Below are 16364 nucleotides of genomic sequence, written 5' to 3'. Positions count from 1 at the left end.
GAACCGTGCCGTCTACGCTCGATACCTACCGGATTGCGCAAGAACCCTTCTACCGCCCCACGGGACGGGAAACCGCGCTGTACGAGCATGCGTACGCGCATCGCCTGCCCATGATCCTGAAGGGCCCTACCGGCTGCGGCAAGACGCGGTTCGTGGAATACATGGCCTGGAAACTGGGCCGTCCGCTGGTCACGCTGGCTTGCAACGAGGACATGACCGCGTCCGATCTGGTGGGCCGCTACCTGCTGGACGCCGACGGCACCGCCTGGCATGACGGTCCCCTGACGCTGGCCGTGCGCCATGGTGGCATCTGCTACCTGGACGAGGTCGTCGAGGCGCGCCAGGATACGACGGTGGTCATCCATCCGCTGACCGACGCGCGGCGCATCCTGCCGCTGGACAAGAAGGGCGAGGTGGTGCGCGCCCATCCCGATTTCCAGCTGGTGGTGTCCTACAACCCGGGCTACCAGAGCAGCGCCAAGGATCTCAAGCCGTCTACGCGGCAGCGCTTCGTGGCCCTGGATTTCGATTACCCGGAGCCGGAGCGCGAGGCCGAGATCGTGGCGCACGAGGCCGGCATCGATGCCGGGCTGGCCAGCCGCCTGGTGCGCATCGCCCACAGTTCGCGCGAACTCAAGCGCCACGGGCTGGACGAGGGCGTGTCCACCCGCATGCTGATCTATGCCGGCATCCTGATCCGCGATGGCGTCAGCCCCGCCGACAGCTGCGACATGACGATGACCCGCGCGCTGACCGACGATCCGGACATGGCGGCGGCGCTGCGCGCGCTGGTCGACGCGAATCTGGAATGAACATGCGAGCCATCGTGTCCGCGGGAGAGGGGGCCGGCGCCGGCAGGCGCCTGGAAGACACGCTGGACGACAAGCTGCGCCGTCTGGCCGCACGCAGCGGCGAGGACCAGGCCGCCGAGGCGCGGCGCTGGATCGAGGCGCTGCGCGGCGAGGACGCCGAGTGCGCGCTGGCCGTGGCGGACCGGCTGGACCAGCTGATGGCGCGGCTGACGGCCGGGGGGCTGGGACGCTGGATGCTGGCGGGCCTGCGGCGCTACGAGCGTCAGCCGGCGTTGCAGCGCGCCTATTTCCAGCTGCGTGACGCCTATGCGCGCGAGGCCTTGCACGGCGAAGCCGGCGCGCAGGATGTGGAAGCCGCGCAGGCCAGGCTGTCGTGGCTGTTGTGCGGCCTTTCGGGCCGGGGGATGACGGTCGAGCCTTTGCGCCGCCCCGAACTCGACGGCCCGCCTTCGCGTCCCATCCTGGGGCCTTCGCACCTGCTGCTGCCGGACAGCTACACCGTGCTGGATGGCGCCGACCGCTGGACGCTGTACCTCGCGGCGGTGGCGCATGCCGCCGCCCACCTGCGCTATTCGCCGGCTGCGCAGCCGGTCCTGAGCCTGAAGCCCATGGGCGTGGCGGTGGTGTCCGCCATCGAGGATGCGCGGGTGGAGCGGCTGCTGGCGGCCGACTATCCCGGCGTGCGCCGCTGGTTCCTGCCTTTCGTGCCGCCGCCGCCCGATCCCGCGGACCTGGGATTCGCGGCGCTGATCCAGCGCATGAGCCGCTTGCTGATGGACCCGTCGCTGCGCGATGACAACCACTGGGTGAACAAGGCGCGGGCCTTGTTCGAGGCGCAGGCCACCGACCTGCGCGACACGGCGGCTTTTCGCCGCCTGGCCTCGGTGCTGGCGAACGACCTGGGGCAGATGCGGGTGCGCTTCAATCCGCAGCAGTACGCTGTGCCCGTCCCGTACCGCGACGACAACGCCTATCTGTGGGACTACGGCGAAGCCGCCGATCCGCCTCCCGAACTTGCGCTGGGATCGCAAGGCGTATCGCCCCAGCCGCCCGACGCCCGGATGGATGGCCAGGATGATCCCGGGCAAGCCGCCAGCGAAACGGAACTGGGACGCTACCGCTACCCCGAATGGGATTACAAGCTGGGCCGCAGCCGGCCGGACTGGTGCACCGTGATCGAGAGGTTGCCCGGCTGGAGCGAGAGTGCGCCGCAAGCCTCCGCCGCCGCCCCGCAGCGTCTGGCCCTGCCGCAGTCGCGCCGGTTCAGCCGGGCGCGGCGCCTGAGGCGGCAATGGGAAGGAGATGACATCGACCTGAACGCGGCGATCGAGGTATTGATCGACCGCCGCCTCGATCTGGCGCCGGACGCGCGCTACTTCATGCGGCCAGGCAGCCAGCCTTGTTCCAGCAGCACGCTGGTGCTGCTGGACCTGTCGGCCTCGGCCAACGACCGCACGCCCGACGGCGCAGCCACCGTGCTGGACCTGGAGAAACAGGCCGCGATGCTGCTGGCGCAGGCGGTTCCCGGCGCGCAAGACCGGATTGCGGTGCACGGGTTCTGCTCCGACACGCGGACTGCGGTGCACTACTACCGCCTACTGGATGCCGGCGGGCGGCCAACGGCGGCGGCGCTGGCCCGCATTGGCGCGGCCCAGGCCCGCTATTCGACGCGCCTGGGCGCGGCGCTGCGGCATGCGGGCGCGTTGGCGCAGGCTGCGCCGCTTGAGCGGCGCGCCATCATCGTCGTGACCGATGGCGAACCGTCGGACGTGGATGCGCACGATCCGCGCTATCTGGTGGACGACGCGCGCGAGGCGGTGCTGGCACTGCGCGGGCGCGGCGTGCGCGTGCACTGCGTCGCGCTGGACGCCAAGGCGGAACCGCAGCTGCGTGCCATGTTCGGTTTCCGCGGTTACCGGATCGTGACGAACCCGGCGGCGTTGCCGCAGGCGCTGGTCCGCGCCTACGCCCGGACGGTGCTGTGATGACCCCAGGAATCCTCGTGTTGACGGCGGCTGCGGCTGTGCTGAAACTGTTGAACTCGAAAAAGGATGGATGTCCGCGGCAGCGGACGTCTCGATCATGGCAAACAAAGATCCAATCCGCGTAGGCGTGCTGTTTTCCGAGACAGGCGCGACATCGACCATAGGCCGGTCGCAGTTGCATGGCACCTTGCTGGCCATCGACGAGATCAACGAGGCGGGCGGGGTCGACGGACGGGAGATCGTGCCCGTGCGCTACGACCCGAGATCGGATCCCGCCACCTACAGCGTGCTGGCGGAAAGGCTGATCACGCAAGACCGCGTGAATGTCATATTCGGCTGCTACATGTCCAGCAGCCGCAAGGCGGTGCTGCCGGTGGTGGAAAAGTGGAACCGGCTGCTGTTCTATCCGACGCTGTATGAAGGGTTCGAGTTCTCGAACAACATCATCTACACCGGCGCCGCGCCGAACCAGAACAGCGTGCAGCTGGCCGAGTTCATGACTGCCAACTTCGGCGCCCGGGTCTACCTGATCGGCTCGGACTACATCTATCCCTACGAGTCCAACCGCATCATGCGCGAGCTGGTGCTGCAGCGCCAGGACAGCGCCAAGCTGGGCGAGCGCTACGTGCCGCTTACGGCCACCGAACGCGACTATCGCGAGATCCTGGACGATATCCGCAACAAGCGTCCCGACTTCATCTTTTCCACGGTCGTGGGGAATTCCACGGCCTGCCTGTACCGCGCCTACGCGGATGCGGGCTTCGACCCCAAGACCATGCCGATCGCCAGTCTCACGACCTCGGAGGCGGAAATCTCGCAGATGGAGCCCGAGGTGGCTGCCGGACATTTCACGTCCGCGCCTTACTTCCAGTCCATTGATTCCGACATCAACCGGCGCTGCCTGGAGCGGTTGCGGCGGCGCTTCGGCCACGATTGCGTGCCCAACCTGTGCTGGGAGGCGGCGTACTTCCAGATGCACATCTTCGCCAACGCCTTCCGCGACACCGGCACCGACGAGATCGCCCAGATCCTGCCGCGCGTGCTGCAGAGCGAATTCCAGGCGCCCCAGGGCCGTGTGCGCATCGACCCCACCAACCACCACACCTGCCTGTATCCCCGCGTCGGCCGGGTCAATGCCAAAGGCCAGTTCACCATCGTGCGCGAGGCCACCCGGCCGGTGCATCCCGATCCGTACCTGGTCACCCATTCGCTCGGCGACTGGACGGCCACCCTGAGCTCGCTGGAGATCTGATGGGGGAGCCCGCCAGCCGCCAGCGCGCGGTGCGCGCAACGCCTTCCCTGCTCAAGGACCTGCGCACGCTGCGGATCGCCGTCTACCATCCCGACGATGCCGATGGCCGCCAGTTGACGCAGCAATTGCAGCGGATCGGCTGCCAGGTGCAGACCTTCTGGCCTCCGGCGCCGACCTTGCCCGAAGGGCTGGACGCCGTGTTCCTGGCCGTGCGCCCGGACGTGATTGACCTGGGCTTCGAGTGGGCCAAGAGCGAAGACGCGCCCATGGTGATCGCCATCGTCACCTACGAGAATCCGACCATCGTCGAGGCGGTGCTGCGTATCGGGGCGAAAGCGGTGCTGCCTTCGCCCGTGCGCTCATTCGGCCTGCTGTCGTCGCTGGTGGTGGCGCGCCAGGTCTACGACGACATCAAGTCGCACGCCAGGCGTTTGCGCAAGCTCGAAGGCAAGCTGCTGGGCGTGCGCCGCATCGCGGAGGCCAAGAGCATCCTCATGCGCACGCGCAACGTCACCGAGGACCAGGCCTACGACCTGATCCGCGAGCAGGCCATGAACAAGCGCGTCACCACCGAGGAGATCGCCGGCGCCATCGTCAACGCCAACGAGATCCTGTCCTTGGGAAAGTAGGACGCGCCTGGAACGGGCAGGCTCAGTACTTGCCCGTCAGCAGCTCGCCCGCATTCGGCACGCGCGCTTCCAGGTCCAGCACCTTCAGCATCCGGTAGACCGTGGCCGCGGCGGCGGTCACCACCGGCAGACCCAGGCGGTCCTGCACCGGCTGGATCGACGCCAGCGACGGCATCTGCACGCAGGCGGACAGCACCACCGCATCCACGCCGCGCGTGTTCAGGCGGTCGACGTGGCTGGCCGGCGCCATCGGGTCCTGCGCGCCGACCTTCAGGTTGTCGGCGATCTCCAGCGACACGCTGTCCTGCACCTCGATGCCTTCGTTCTCGATGTAGTCCACCACCAGCTTGGTCAGCGGCTTCATGTAGGGCGTCAGGATCGCGACCTTGCGCGCGCCGATGGCGTGCAGGCCTTCCACCAGCGCGCCCGCGCTGGAGATCACCGGCGCCGGCGCGCCGTTGTCCACCGTGGCCTGGTGCAGGCGTTCCTGCGAAACGCGGTGATAGCCCAGCCCCTGGCTCATGATCGCCACCAGGCATGCATAGCCCAGCACGTCCACGCGCGCATCGGACAGTTCCTGCGCGCAGCGGTCCGATTCGCGGTCCATCGAGGCCAGTTCCGCCGCCGTCACCTGCTTCATGCGCATGCGGCTGGAATGGAAGGTGAAGCGCTCGGGCGCGATGGTCTCGCGCAGGCGCAGCATGGCCGGGATCTCGGTTTCCATGGTGGTATTGGAACTGGGGACGATCTGGCCGATGCGCAGGGCGCGGGGGGAAGTGGTCATGGCGATGCTCCTCGAAAGGCGTAACGGGGCCGGCCCGCCGCGGAGCGCGGAAAGCCGGCAATTCGGAATCGGGATGTCAGCCGGTGGCAGTGCCTGCGGCGGCGGGCGCCGGTGTCATGGCAGGTCCCCGGATGTTGTCGTGTGCTCTGGCGGCAGGACTTATTCTGGTCGCGGGGAACGATATTTTCCAATATAGTTTTTATCTGGTTTGATATCTTTCCCAAATAACTGGCCGCCATGGAAATCCGCCAACTCCGCTATTTCGCCGTGCTGGCCGAAGAGCTGAACTTCACCCGGGCCGCGGCGCGCCTGCACATCTCGCAGCCGCCGCTCAGCCTGCAGATCGCGCAGCTGGAGCGCGAACTCGAGGTCAAGCTGTTCGACCGCAACAACCGCCGCGTGACCCTGACCGAGGCCGGCGAAGCCTTCCTGAACGACGTGCGCGCGCTGCTCGCCAGCCTGAAGGACGCCACCGTCCGCGTCCGCGCCGTGGACCAGGGCCTGGCCGGTCGCATCGAGGTCGGCCTGTCCGGATCGCACTTCATGGGTCCCGTGCCGGCCCTGATCGCCCGCTACAAGGGCACCCATCCCCAGGTCTCCGTCCTGCTCAACGAAATGAACCCGGCCGCGCAGCTGGAAGCGCTGCGCGGCCACCGCATCGACGTCAGCATCTCGCGCACCGCCGTCGACGACGAGGAACTGCAGTCCATGCCCCTATGGCCCGACCCCGTCGTGGCCGTGCTCCCCAAAGGCCACCCCCTGTCCGCCCGCAAGCGCCTGGAACTCGGCGACCTCGCCGGCGAAGCCTTCGTCATGCTGCGCCAGGACACCTCGGCCTTCGCCCGCACCCTGGCCGAAACCTGCGCCCGCGCCGGCCTGCCCCTGTCAGCCGCCCAAACCGTCGCCGAAGTCCCCGCCCAACTGGCGCTCGTCGCCGCCGGCCTGGGCGTGGCCCTGGTCCCGCGCTCCACCTGCCGCCACGCCACCGACCGCCTCGCCATTTGCGCCTTGCCCGCCGACATCGCCCGCGCCATGGTCTACGCCGTGACCCGCAGGCAGGGACGCAGGCGCGCGCTGGATGCGTTCTTGCAGACGGCGGCGCAGATGAAGGATGAATGAGAGAGGAGTCGCTCAACACGCAAGACACCGCGTAAGCCCCAAAAGGCCGCCCGCGCGGCCGGCCTGGGGCGGGCCCCGCAAGATCCTCCGCATCATCCAGTCCGAGGTAAGAATGCCAAGTACACAACTCGCCCCAGCGTCCGTGAAGATTCAAGCAGCGGAGCCGGGTGTGGCGGGCAGGCCGGTAGCGCGGGGCGTCGATAAGCCCAAGGGAATCCGAAGGAACCGTCGCAGGCGGTGACGAGGATGACGCAGGGGAAGTCCGGAGCGCAGGCTCCGGACCGCAGTCGTTGCCCCGCGCTACCGGGCGGGCCGCCGCGTCAGGCGGTCAAAAGAAACAAGAAGGGCCGCCCCAAATAGGGCGGCCCTTGCCAGAAACGAGCAAAGCAAAAAAACCTAGCTCGTCAATACACAATCCAAAGCCTCGGGCGCACTCAACCTGACCCGAAACTCCCTCAACTCATCCCGCCGGAACACATGCACAGTCACTCGGTCCCCCACCCTGTACTGCGCCAGCAACAGCTCCAGCCCCGCCGGCGCATCCACCCGCAAGCCGTCCACCGCCACCAGCACATCCCCGGCCGACAGGCCACCCTTGTGCCCCGCGCCGCCCTCCAGCACCGTCGCCAGCGTCAGCGACTCACCCTGCTTGCGCGTGCGCACATCCAGCGAAGGAATATTGGCCGCCGTCTTCCACTGCAGCTTGATACCCTGGGGTTCCAACAGCTCCGCCAGCGGCACGTCCGCCGTCCCATAGGCATGGCGCGCAATGAAGCGCTTCGTATCCACGCCCGTCGCTTCGAGTATCAAGCCAGGCAGCGCGTCCTCAGCCACGCCTTGCTGCTTGCCCTGGTAGAAATCGCGCCCATACCGGTTCCACAGCAGCCGCATCACATCGTCCAGCGAGCGGGCCCCGTTCGTTTCCCGGCGGATCAGCAGATCCAGCCCCAATGCCACCAGCGCGCCCTTGGTGTAGTAGCTGACCAGCGCGTTCGGCGAATTCTCGTCCTGCTTGTAATAGCGCGTCCAGGCATCGAATGAACTCTCGGCCACCGACTGCTTCAGCCGGCCCGGCGTGCGCGCCACGCTGGTGATGGTCTTGGCCAGCAGGCGCAGATAGTCGGGCTGGGTGATCGCGCCAGAGCGCAACAGCAGCAGGTCGTCGTAATAGGACGTGAAGCCTTCGAACACCCACAGCAAGCGCGTCAGGTCCGGTTGCGCCAGATCGTAGGGTACGAAGGCATCCGGCTTTATCCGCTTGACGTTCCAGGTATGGAAATACTCGTGGCTCACCAGGCCCAGGAAGCCGCGGTAGCCTTCGCCCTGGCCCTGCTGGCCCATTACCGGCAGGTCCTTGCGCGCCGTCATCAGCGCCGTGCTGGCGCGATGCTCCAGCCCGCCGTAGCCGTCGCCGGTGACCATCGTCATGAAGACATAGCGGTCCGAGCTGTCCAGGAAGGGCGCGCGCTTGCTGCGCGGCTCGAAGAAAGCGATCTGCGTCTCGCAGATCTTGCGCACGTCGTCCGTAATGCGCGCCAGGTCCAGCTTGGGCGCGACGCCGGTGAACACCAGCTCGTGTTCGGCGCCGTGCGCCACGAAGCTCGACACCTGCGGCGTGCCCATTTCCACCGGATGGTCGATCAGCGCGTCATAGTCCGGCGCCAGGTACAGCCCGAAGCCGTGGCGCCGCGCCGCGCCCTTGTGGCCGCGCGCTTCCGGCAGGCTGGTGTAGACCTTCCAGTCAGAGATCGAGCGCGGCGGTTCCAGGTCCACCAGGCAGGGCAGGTGGTCCTGGCCGTGCACGCGCAGGAACACGCTGGTGCCGTTGAAGAAGCCGTGGGTCTCGTCCAGGTGCGCGCCGCGCACCGACAGGTCCCAGGCATAGACTTCGTACTCCACCCGCAGCGGACCGTCGCAGGGCGCGGCCTGCCAGGTGTGGTTGTCGGTCTTCTCGACGGGCACGCGGCGCGTGCCCGAATAAGCCGCCAGGGATTCGATCTGGCGGGAGAAATCGCGGATCAGATAGCTGCCCGGAATCCAGGCCGGCAGCGACAGGCGCTGGCCGTCGGGGGAGGGGGCTGCGATGCTTAGGGTTATCCGGTAGCGGTGTCCGGCCGGGTCATGGGGCGCGAGGCGGTAAAGTAGCGGCAGAGCGTTGTCTTTTTCCATGGCCATATCTTACTTTCATACTTCATTTGGAGACATCAATGAGCGAGTCGTTTGTGCTGGTCGAAACCCGGGGGCGCGTCGGCCTGCTGACGCTGAACCGCCCCAAGGCCCTGAACGCCTTGAACGATCAACTGATGGATGAGCTCGGCGCGGCGCTGCTGGCGTTCGAAGCGGACGCCGACATCGGCGCCGTGGTCATCACGGGCAGTGAAAAGGCCTTCGCCGCCGGCGCCGACATCGGCGCCATGAAAGACTGGTCCTACATGGACGTCTATGGCAGCGAATACATCACGCGCAACTGGGAAACGCTCAAGCGCATACGCAAGCCCGTGATCGCCGCCGTGGCCGGCTACGCCCTGGGCGGCGGCTGCGAACTGGCCATGATGTGCGACATCATCATTGCCGCCGACACGGCCAAGTTCGGCCAACCCGAAATCAAGCTGGGCGTGATCCCCGGCGCGGGCGGCACGCAGCGCCTGCCGCGCGCGGTGGGCAAGGCCAAGGCCATGGACCTGGCGCTGACCGCACGCATGATGGGCGCTGAGGAAGCCGAGCGCGCCGGCCTGGTGTCGCGCGTGGTCGCGGCCGACAAGCTCATGGAAGAGGCCATGGACGCGGCCACCGTCATCGCCTCCATGTCGCTGCCCTCGGTCATGATGGCCAAGGAATGCGTCAACCGCGCCTTCGAAGGCTCGCTCAATGAAGGCCTGCTGTTCGAGCGCCGCGTGTTCCATTCGCTGTTCGCCACGGAAGACCAGAAGGAAGGGATGGCCGCTTTCACCGAGAAGCGCAAACCGGACTTCAAACACCGTTAATCCTTGTTACGCCCGCGCTTTCGGCCCGGGCGGCCCTGGATCTGCGTCGCGCGCCCTGACAGGGCGCGTTTTTTTTTCATGCGTTCCTGTCCGCGTGTCGGGTTGCGTTTTGAAACGCACGGGCAGCACCTTGTTGCAGGTATCAGTCCTATCCTGAAAAGGCGTCATCGCGAGGTGCCGCGCCAGAGAGGCTTGCCCGAACTGGCAAGTCCTTCCGGCGCGGCGGCTCGCTTGAAAAACCAAAATAAGGAGCCTTGCATGCGTACATCCATCGCTACCCGCCGCTGGTCCGCCGCGGTTCTTGCCGGCGCGTTGAGCGCCTGCTTCGTGACCGCCGTCCAGGCGCAGTCACCGCGTTCGTCCTTGCGCCTGGTGTCCGAAACGCCGTATCCGGCCGCCTCGGCGCCTGCGCCGCAGATGAGCGAGCAAGAACTGCGCGATATCGCCATCGACGCCTACGTCTACGCGTACCCGATGGTGCTGATGGAACTGGCTCGCCGCCAGGCCACCGCCGTGCAGACCCCGCTGGACGGCAAGGCCCCCATGAACCAGTTCGGCCACAAGGCCTCGTTCCCGGACCCTCGCGTGGCCGACGTGCCCTGGCCCAGCGCCGATGCGCTTTATTCCAGCCTCTGGTTCGACGTGTCGCGCGCGCCGCTGATCGTGAACCTGCCCGCGACCGGCAACCGCTATATGGTGTTGTCGGCCCTGGACATGTGGAGCGACGTGTTCGCTTCGCGCGGCACGCGCACCAACGGCAACGGCGCGCAATCCTTCGCCATCGTCGGCCCCGGCTGGCAGGGCAGCGTGCCGGCCGGCATGGACGTGATCCACAGCCCCACCGCCACCGGCTGGCTCATCGGCTGGACCCAGGCGGGCGGCCCGCAGGACTATGCGGCCGTCAATCAGATCCAGGCCGGCATGACGGCCAGCCCGATGGTTGCGGCGCCTGTCGCGGCCGCACGCCCCGCAGGCAGCCGCGGCGCGCGCACCGCCTATCCGCAGACTGGGCCTGGTGTGGGCTCGGCTCCCATCGGCAGCGACCTGCCACCGCCGATGCCCGTGACGGTGCCTGACGGCACGCCGGCCGAGCAGGCCGCGGGCATGGACGCGGCGTCGTTCTTCACGCTGTTCTTCGACGTGATGCGCAACAATCCGCCGCACGCCAACGACACGCCGATGCTGGACCGCATGCGCCGCATCGGCATGGATCCCCGCCAGCCGTTCTCGTACGGCCGGCTGAGCCCGGCCGTGCAGCAGGCGCTGGCGCAGGCCCAACCGCTGGCGGGTCGCCGCATCGCCGACGGCGTGTCGCGCCTGGGCACGCCGATGAATGGCTGGGGCACGGTGCTGAGCGGCATCGGCACGTACGGCACCGACTACACGCGCCGCGCCGCCATCGCCTACGCCGGCCTGGGCGCGCCGACGCCCGAGGACGTGCTGTACCCGGTCACGGTGTCGGATTCCAAGGGCCGCGCGCTGAATTCCAACGAGGACTACGTGCTGCACTTCGACAAGGGCCAATTGCCGCCGGTCAACGCCTTCTGGTCGCTGCATGTCTATAACGAGAAGCACGGCTTTGCCGACAACCCGGCCAACCGCTACGTGCTGCGCAGCACCGACGGCCTGAAGTACAACGCCGACGGGTCGCTGGACATCTACATTCAGCGCCGCGATCCCGGCGAGCGCAAGCGCTCGAACTGGATTGCCTCGCCGGCCGCCGATGCGCCGTTCCTGCTCAGCATGCGCCTGTACTGGCCGCAGGACACCGCGCTGGACGGCCTGTGGGCGCCGCCGCCGGTCAAGGAAGACTGATCGCGGGTTGTAGATGTGTTAAAAAGCGCGGCCTCCATCAAGGATGGCCGCGCTTCATTGCGCAGGGTTTGCGCCGGCGTCGGAAGGGGCCAATTCACGTCCCCAATTTCCTTCGATCCGAGCGTTGTTTACGCCTTACAAACGGCCGAAAGTCATTTGCTAGGGTAAAAAGAATCACGCTATACTCTGCGGGTTTGACGCTTGCGGGATAAGAACACGTAGCGGCTGACAAGTAGCGGATAGGGCGTTGATAACGTGTTTTAAATCAACGGACTACGCACGCTATGGGAGGCAGCTACGGGCAGCGGGACGCGCCGGTTCTGATAGGGGCAAAGAAGCAAAGCGAGGAAGTTTGATGCAACAGAACTCCATGCAGCAGGAAGTGCGGCAGGGTCCGGTTGAAGGTCAAGGTCAGAAGCAAGCAGGGTTTGACCACGACATGACGGATAAAGTTCTGGTTCTCAGTGACGCGGATCGCGCGGCGCTGAATGCTCAAGCCAGCCGCGGGCTCCTGTTGGCATTGGCTGCGCAAGGTGCCATGGGGCTCGCAGCAGCAGTGATTGCGGGGGTTGTCGGAGGGGCGGCGGCAGGTTGGTCGGCGTTGGCGGGGGCGGGAGCGTATTTCATTCCCAATGCGTTGTTCGCATTGCGCCTGGTTGTCAGCGTGCGGGCCGGAAAGGCCAGTCCCTTTACCTTTCTCTCTGGTGAGTTGATCAAGTTGTTCGCAACGGCGTTGCTGTTGTGGCTGCTTTCGCGTGTGGCGCAGGATAGCCTCGTATGGCCTGCCGCGCTGCTCGGCTTGATACTCACATTGAAGGGCTATCTCCTGCTCCTGATGTTCCGCAAGTTGTCATAGCGCCGAGCAGGTTTGCGGCAAACGAAATCGTGGAATCGTCCGGTTCGCAAGGACCGGGCATACAGCAAATAGGGTAGGATTCAAATGGCTGCTGCCAGCGACGTGTCGCCTCAGTCCGCGTATATTCAGCACCACCTGGTGCATCTGAACAATACGGGTGAGAAACAGAGCGCTATCGCTCAGTTCGACATCATCAACTACGACTCGTTGTTCTGGTCGGGCCTGATGGGTCTGATCGTCGTTTTCTTCCTGTGGCGCGCTGCGCGCCGCGCCACCAATGGCGTGCCGGGCCGTTTCCAGGCCTTCGTGGAAATGATCGTCGACATGGTCGACGACCAGGCCAAGGGCATCGTCCACAACGCCAAGAGCCGTCTCTTCATCGCCCCGCTGGCGCTCACCGTGTTCCTCTGGATCATCCTGATGAACGCGCTGGACCTGCTGCCCGTGGACCTGCTGCCCTCGATCTGGCGCTGGACCGGCCTGGGCGCTGAACACGGCGACCCGCTCTACTACCACCGCATTCTGCCGACCGCCGACCTGAACGTGCCGATGGGCATGTCGCTGGGCGTGCTGCTGCTGATGTTCTATTACGGCATCAAGATCAAGCACCCGGGCGGCTTCGTCAAGGAACTGTTCACCGCGCCGTTCCACGCGCACGGCATCGGCGCCATCGTGCTGGCTCCGTTCAACCTGCTGCTGAACCTGATCGAATACGCCGCCAAGTCCGTGTCGCTGGGCATGCGGTTGTTCGGCAACATGTTCGCCGGCGAACTGATTTTCATGCTGATCGCCCTGCTGGGCGGCGCCTGGACCGGCTTCAACGGCGCCAGCATCGGCTTGGGCATCGGTCACATCCTGGCCGGTTCCATCTGGGCGATCTTCCACATCCTGATCGTCCTGCTGCAGGCCTTCATCTTCATGATGCTGACGCTGGTGTACCTCGGCCAGGCTCACGAAGGCCACTGATCCCCCCGATTTCCCGTGTTGGCCACCCGGCCAGCGCGGGATAGCAAGATTATCTTGCATTGAGCAGTACCCCTTATTTTTCAATTTTTGACTTCAGATTTCTAACCAAGGAGTTGTCATGACCAACGTCGCTTTCGTTGCCCTCGCTTGCGGTCTTATCATCGGTCTGGGCGCTATCGGCGCTTGCATCGGCATCGCACTGATGGGCGGCAAGTATCTGGAAGCCTCGGCTCGTCAGCCTGAACTGATGAACGCTCTGCAAACGAAGATGTTCCTGCTGGCTGGCCTGATCGACGCGGCATTCCTGATCGGCGTGGGTATCGCCATGCTGTTCGCCTTCGCCAACCCGTTCGTCGGCTAAGGCACCGCCCGCCGGCGAAAAGGCGGGTCATGACGCTGGCGGCGGTGCGAGTGCAAGCTCCGTCGCCGCCCAGCAAAGTATCGAGTGCTCCGTGACGCCCCTTTCCGGGTGCGGTCGGAGCCGAAAGGTGTTAAAGGAACGACCGTGAATCTGAACGCGACGATCATTTTCCAGATGCTCGTGTTCTTCGTTCTGGGCTGGTTCACGATGAAATTCGTGTGGCCTCCCCTGACGAAGGCGATGGACGAGCGCCGCCAGAAAATCGCCGACGGCCTGGCCGCCGCCGAGAAGGGCAAAGCCGATCTGGCTCAAGCCCAGGCGCGCGTCAGTCTGATCGAGGCTTCTGCCAAGTCCGAAAACCACGCCCGCATCATCGAGGCCGAGAAGCAAGCCGCCTCCCTGATCGAGCAGGCCCGCCGTGAAGCGGAAGCCGAGCGCGCCCGTATCGTGGCGCAGGCTGCCCAGGATGCCGCGCAGGAAGTCCAGCGCGCCCGTGACCTGCTGCGCGACGACGTCGCTGCGCTGGCCGTCAAGGGTGCTGAACAGATCCTCAAGCGCGAGGTTGACGCCCGCGCACACGCCGAGCTGCTCAACCAGCTTCGCGCGCAGCTTTAATCCGGGACCGTCATGGCTGAACTTTCCACTGTTGCCCGGCCCTACGCTGAAGCGCTCTTCAGCGCGGCGCGCGACGACCGTGCCGGCTTGCCGGCCTGGTCCGACCTGGTCAGCGAACTGGCTCAGGTCGCCTCCAACCCCGACGTGCGCGAGGCCATGGCCGACCCGCGTCTGGGCGACAAGCAGCGCGTCGAGCTGTTCTCCGGCCTGGTAAAGGCCGAACTGCCTCAAGCCGCCCGCAATTTCATCGAGCTGCTGGTCGAAAACGACCGGTTGCTGCTGCTGCCCGACATCGCCGCGCAATTCGCGGTGCTGCGGAATCGTCACGACGGCACGGCGCAGGCGGAAATCACCAGCGCGTTCGAGATGAGCGATGCCCAGGTCAAAGAGCTGGTTACCGCACTTGAACAAAAATTCGGCCTCAAGCTCAAGCCCAGCGTCACCGTCGATCCGTCGCTGATCGGCGGCGTGCGCGTGGCCGTCGGTGACCAGGTGCTCGATACTTCCGTACAAGCCCAATTGGCCCGCATGCGCGATCAGCTCGCCGCTTAAGGCAACTAACAGGATTCCAGGAGTCAATATGCAACTCAATCCCTCCGAGATCAGCGAACTGCTCAAGAGCCGCATCGAGGGCCTGGGCGCTTCGGCTGATGTCCGTACTCAGGGCACCGTCGTGTCCGTGACCGACGGTATTACCCGCATCCACGGCTTGTCCGACGTGATGCAGGGCGAAATGCTCGAATTCCCCAACAACGTTTTCGGTCTGGCGCTCAACCTCGAGCGTGATTCCGTCGGCGCCGTTATTCTCGGCGACTACACCGGCGTTTCCGAAGGCGACCAGGTCAAGACGACCGGCCGCATTCTGGAAGTTCCGGTCGGTCCCGAACTGAAGGGCCGCGTGGTGAACACGCTGGGCGAGCCGATCGACGGCAAGGGCCCGGTCAACGCCAAGGCCACCGACATCATCGAAAAAGTGGCGCCTGGCGTTATCGCCCGCCGCTCGGTGTCGCAACCGCTGCAAACCGGCATCAAGGCTATCGACTCGATGGTGCCGATCGGCCGCGGCCAGCGCGAACTGATCATTGGCGACCGCCAGACCGGCAAGACCGCCGTGGCCGTCGACACGATCATCAGCCAGAAGGGCAAGGGCGTCACCTGCGTGTACGTCGCTATCGGCCAGAAGGCTTCGACGATCAACAACGTGGTGCGCAAGCTGGAAGAGCACGGCGCGATGGAATACACCATCGTCGTGGCCGCTTCGGCCTCCGACTCGGCCGCCATGCAGTACCTGGCCGCCTACGCCGGCTGCACGATGGGCGAATACTTCCGCGATCGCGGCGAAGACGCCCTGATCGTTTATGACGACCTGACCAAGCAAGCCTGGGCCTATCGCCAAGTGTCGCTGCTGCTGCGCCGTCCGCCGGGCCGCGAAGCCTACCCGGGCGACGTGTTCTACCTGCACTCGCGCCTGCTGGAACGCGCTGCCCGCGTGAACGAAGAGTACGTCGAGAAGTTCACCAACGGCGCCGTCAAGGGCAAGACCGGCTCGCTGACCGCGCTGCCGATCATCGAAACCCAGGCAGGCGACGTGTCGGCCTTCGTTCCGACCAACGTGATCTCGATCACCGACGGCCAGATCTTCCTGGAAACCGACCTGTTCAACGCCGGTGTCCGCCCCGCAATCAACGCCGGTATCTCGGTGTCGCGTGTGGGTGGCGCTGCTCAGACCAAGGTCGTCAAGAAGCTGTCCGGCGGTATCCGTACCGACCTGGCGCAGTACCGTGAACTGGCCGCCTTCGCTCAATTCGCTTCCGACCTGGACGACGCGACCCGTCGCCAGCTGGAACGCGGCAAGCGCGTGGTGGAACTGCTCAAGCAGCCGCAATACCAGCCGCTGCAGGTGTGGGAACTGGCCGTCACGCTGTACACGGTCAACAACGGCTACCTGGATGAAGTGGACGTGGCCCAAGTGCTGTCGTTCGAGAAGTCGCTGAAGGATCAACTGAAGGCCAAGCATGCGGCCCTGATCCAGCGCATCGAAGACACCAAGGAACTGTCCAAGGATGACGAGGCCGAATTGGCCGCCGCCATTCAGGAATTCAAGAAGCACGGTGCTTTTTAAGAAAGTGATGGGTTAGGCGTCCGCGACGCCTCACCCATCCTTCCCGGATGGTTGAGGCGCGAGC

15 protein-coding genes are annotated in these 16364 nt (G+C 65.7%); 13 read left to right on the top strand and 2 right to left on the bottom strand.

Going from position 1 to position 16364, the window contains the following annotated elements; genetic code table 11:
* Positions 1-5 precede the first annotated feature (5 nt).
* The 4 genes from HWY37_RS22005 to HWY37_RS21990 all read left to right on the top strand — a co-directional run bounded on the left by HWY37_RS22005 (position 6) and on the right by HWY37_RS21990 (position 4678).
* On the top strand, positions 6-812 hold the full coding sequence (locus tag HWY37_RS22005) for a CbbQ/NirQ/NorQ/GpvN family protein (protein ID WP_176089851.1): 807 nt from the start codon (positions 6-8) through the stop codon (positions 810-812).
* A gap of 2 nt (positions 813-814) precedes the next feature.
* Positions 815-2797 (top strand): nitric oxide reductase activation protein NorD, encoded by a 1983-nt coding sequence (locus HWY37_RS22000; protein WP_246302375.1) that lies wholly within the window; start codon positions 815-817, stop codon positions 2795-2797.
* A 97-nt stretch (positions 2798-2894) separates the two neighbouring features.
* Positions 2895-4049 (top strand): transporter substrate-binding domain-containing protein, encoded by a 1155-nt coding sequence (locus HWY37_RS21995; protein ID WP_175206866.1) that lies wholly within the window; start codon positions 2895-2897, stop codon positions 4047-4049.
* A complete protein-coding gene (locus tag HWY37_RS21990) occupies positions 4049-4678 on the top strand; it encodes an ANTAR domain-containing response regulator (protein WP_175206867.1) in 630 nt (209 codons plus the stop codon). The genes HWY37_RS21995 and HWY37_RS21990 overlap by 1 nt, the downstream gene beginning before the upstream one ends.
* Positions 4679-4700: 22 nt before the next feature.
* On the opposite strand, the gene HWY37_RS21985 is transcribed toward HWY37_RS21990, so the two are convergent.
* Entirely contained in the window at positions 4701-5462 is a 762-nt protein-coding gene (locus HWY37_RS21985; RefSeq protein ID WP_176089849.1) for a maleate cis-trans isomerase family protein, read from the bottom strand.
* A 237-nt stretch (positions 5463-5699) separates the two neighbouring features.
* Here HWY37_RS21985 and HWY37_RS21980 point away from each other — a divergent pair, with 237 nt between their 5' ends.
* Positions 5700-6581: a LysR substrate-binding domain-containing protein gene (locus HWY37_RS21980; RefSeq protein ID WP_175206869.1), complete on the top strand. Its 882-nt coding sequence runs from the start codon at positions 5700-5702 to the stop codon at positions 6579-6581.
* A 396-nt stretch (positions 6582-6977) separates the two neighbouring features.
* Here the strand turns inward: HWY37_RS21980 and HWY37_RS21975 are convergent, their stop codons facing one another.
* Positions 6978-8756, bottom strand: coding sequence for a M61 family metallopeptidase (locus HWY37_RS21975; RefSeq protein WP_425485032.1), 1779 nt, complete (start codon positions 8754-8756; stop codon positions 6978-6980).
* A gap of 32 nt (positions 8757-8788) precedes the next feature.
* On the opposite strand from HWY37_RS21975, the gene HWY37_RS21970 reads away from it, so the two are divergent.
* From HWY37_RS21970 to atpA, 8 genes are all read left to right on the top strand, one after another.
* A complete protein-coding gene (locus tag HWY37_RS21970) occupies positions 8789-9565 on the top strand; it encodes an enoyl-CoA hydratase (protein WP_175206871.1) in 777 nt (258 codons plus the stop codon).
* A 258-nt stretch (positions 9566-9823) separates the two neighbouring features.
* Positions 9824-11380 (top strand): DUF1254 domain-containing protein, encoded by a 1557-nt coding sequence (locus HWY37_RS21965; protein WP_175206872.1) that lies wholly within the window; start codon positions 9824-9826, stop codon positions 11378-11380.
* 439 nt (positions 11381-11819) lie between these two features.
* The gene (locus HWY37_RS21960) at positions 11820-12236 is read left to right on the top strand and encodes an ATP synthase subunit I (RefSeq protein ID WP_175206960.1); all 417 of its coding nucleotides are present in this window, start codon (positions 11820-11822) and stop codon (positions 12234-12236) included.
* An 84-nt stretch (positions 12237-12320) separates the two neighbouring features.
* Positions 12321-13202 (top strand): F0F1 ATP synthase subunit A, encoded by an 882-nt coding sequence (atpB, locus tag HWY37_RS21955; RefSeq protein ID WP_175206873.1) that lies wholly within the window; start codon positions 12321-12323, stop codon positions 13200-13202.
* 118 nt (positions 13203-13320) lie between these two features.
* Positions 13321-13563: a F0F1 ATP synthase subunit C gene (gene atpE, locus HWY37_RS21950; protein ID WP_003815363.1), complete on the top strand. Its 243-nt coding sequence runs from the start codon at positions 13321-13323 to the stop codon at positions 13561-13563.
* A gap of 144 nt (positions 13564-13707) precedes the next feature.
* Complete coding sequence (locus HWY37_RS21945; protein WP_013391129.1) at positions 13708-14178, top strand: F0F1 ATP synthase subunit B; 471 nt, start codon at positions 13708-13710, stop codon at positions 14176-14178.
* 12 nt (positions 14179-14190) lie between these two features.
* Positions 14191-14730: a F0F1 ATP synthase subunit delta gene (locus HWY37_RS21940; protein WP_175206874.1), complete on the top strand. Its 540-nt coding sequence runs from the start codon at positions 14191-14193 to the stop codon at positions 14728-14730.
* A 28-nt stretch (positions 14731-14758) separates the two neighbouring features.
* The gene (gene atpA, locus HWY37_RS21935; RefSeq protein WP_054455187.1) at positions 14759-16300 is read left to right on the top strand and encodes a F0F1 ATP synthase subunit alpha; all 1542 of its coding nucleotides are present in this window, start codon (positions 14759-14761) and stop codon (positions 16298-16300) included.
* The last annotated feature ends 64 nt before the right edge of the window (positions 16301-16364 follow it).

It is taken from the genome of Achromobacter anxifer (assembly GCF_903652925.1).
GTDB lineage: Bacteria > Pseudomonadota > Gammaproteobacteria > Burkholderiales > Burkholderiaceae_B > Achromobacter > Achromobacter anxifer.
This window is presented reverse-complemented; position numbering and strand designations above follow the sequence as displayed.

Excerpts from the sequence above, each read along its gene's own strand:
- HWY37_RS22000 (WP_246302375.1), top strand. The coding sequence starts at position 815 with ATGCGAGCCATCGTGTCCGCGGGAGAGGGGGCCGGCGCCGGCAGGCGC.
- HWY37_RS21995 (WP_175206866.1), top strand. The coding sequence starts at position 2,895 with ATGGCAAACAAAGATCCAATCCGCGTAGGCGTGCTGTTTTCCGAGACA.
- HWY37_RS21990 (WP_175206867.1), top strand. The coding sequence starts at position 4,049 with ATGGGGGAGCCCGCCAGCCGCCAGCGCGCGGTGCGCGCAACGCCTTCC.
- HWY37_RS21985 (WP_176089849.1), bottom strand. The coding sequence starts at position 5,462 with ATGACCACTTCCCCCCGCGCCCTGCGCATCGGCCAGATCGTCCCCAGT.
- HWY37_RS21980 (WP_175206869.1), top strand. The coding sequence starts at position 5,700 with ATGGAAATCCGCCAACTCCGCTATTTCGCCGTGCTGGCCGAAGAGCTG.
- HWY37_RS21975 (WP_425485032.1), bottom strand. The coding sequence starts at position 8,756 with ATGGCCATGGAAAAAGACAACGCTCTGCCGCTACTTTACCGCCTCGCG.
- HWY37_RS21970 (WP_175206871.1), top strand. The coding sequence starts at position 8,789 with ATGAGCGAGTCGTTTGTGCTGGTCGAAACCCGGGGGCGCGTCGGCCTG.
- HWY37_RS21965 (WP_175206872.1), top strand. The coding sequence starts at position 9,824 with ATGCGTACATCCATCGCTACCCGCCGCTGGTCCGCCGCGGTTCTTGCC.
- HWY37_RS21960 (WP_175206960.1), top strand. The coding sequence starts at position 11,820 with ATGACGGATAAAGTTCTGGTTCTCAGTGACGCGGATCGCGCGGCGCTG.
- atpB (WP_175206873.1), top strand. The coding sequence starts at position 12,321 with ATGGCTGCTGCCAGCGACGTGTCGCCTCAGTCCGCGTATATTCAGCAC.
- atpE (WP_003815363.1), top strand. The coding sequence starts at position 13,321 with ATGACCAACGTCGCTTTCGTTGCCCTCGCTTGCGGTCTTATCATCGGT.
- HWY37_RS21940 (WP_175206874.1), top strand. The coding sequence starts at position 14,191 with ATGGCTGAACTTTCCACTGTTGCCCGGCCCTACGCTGAAGCGCTCTTC.
- atpA (WP_054455187.1), top strand. The coding sequence starts at position 14,759 with ATGCAACTCAATCCCTCCGAGATCAGCGAACTGCTCAAGAGCCGCATC.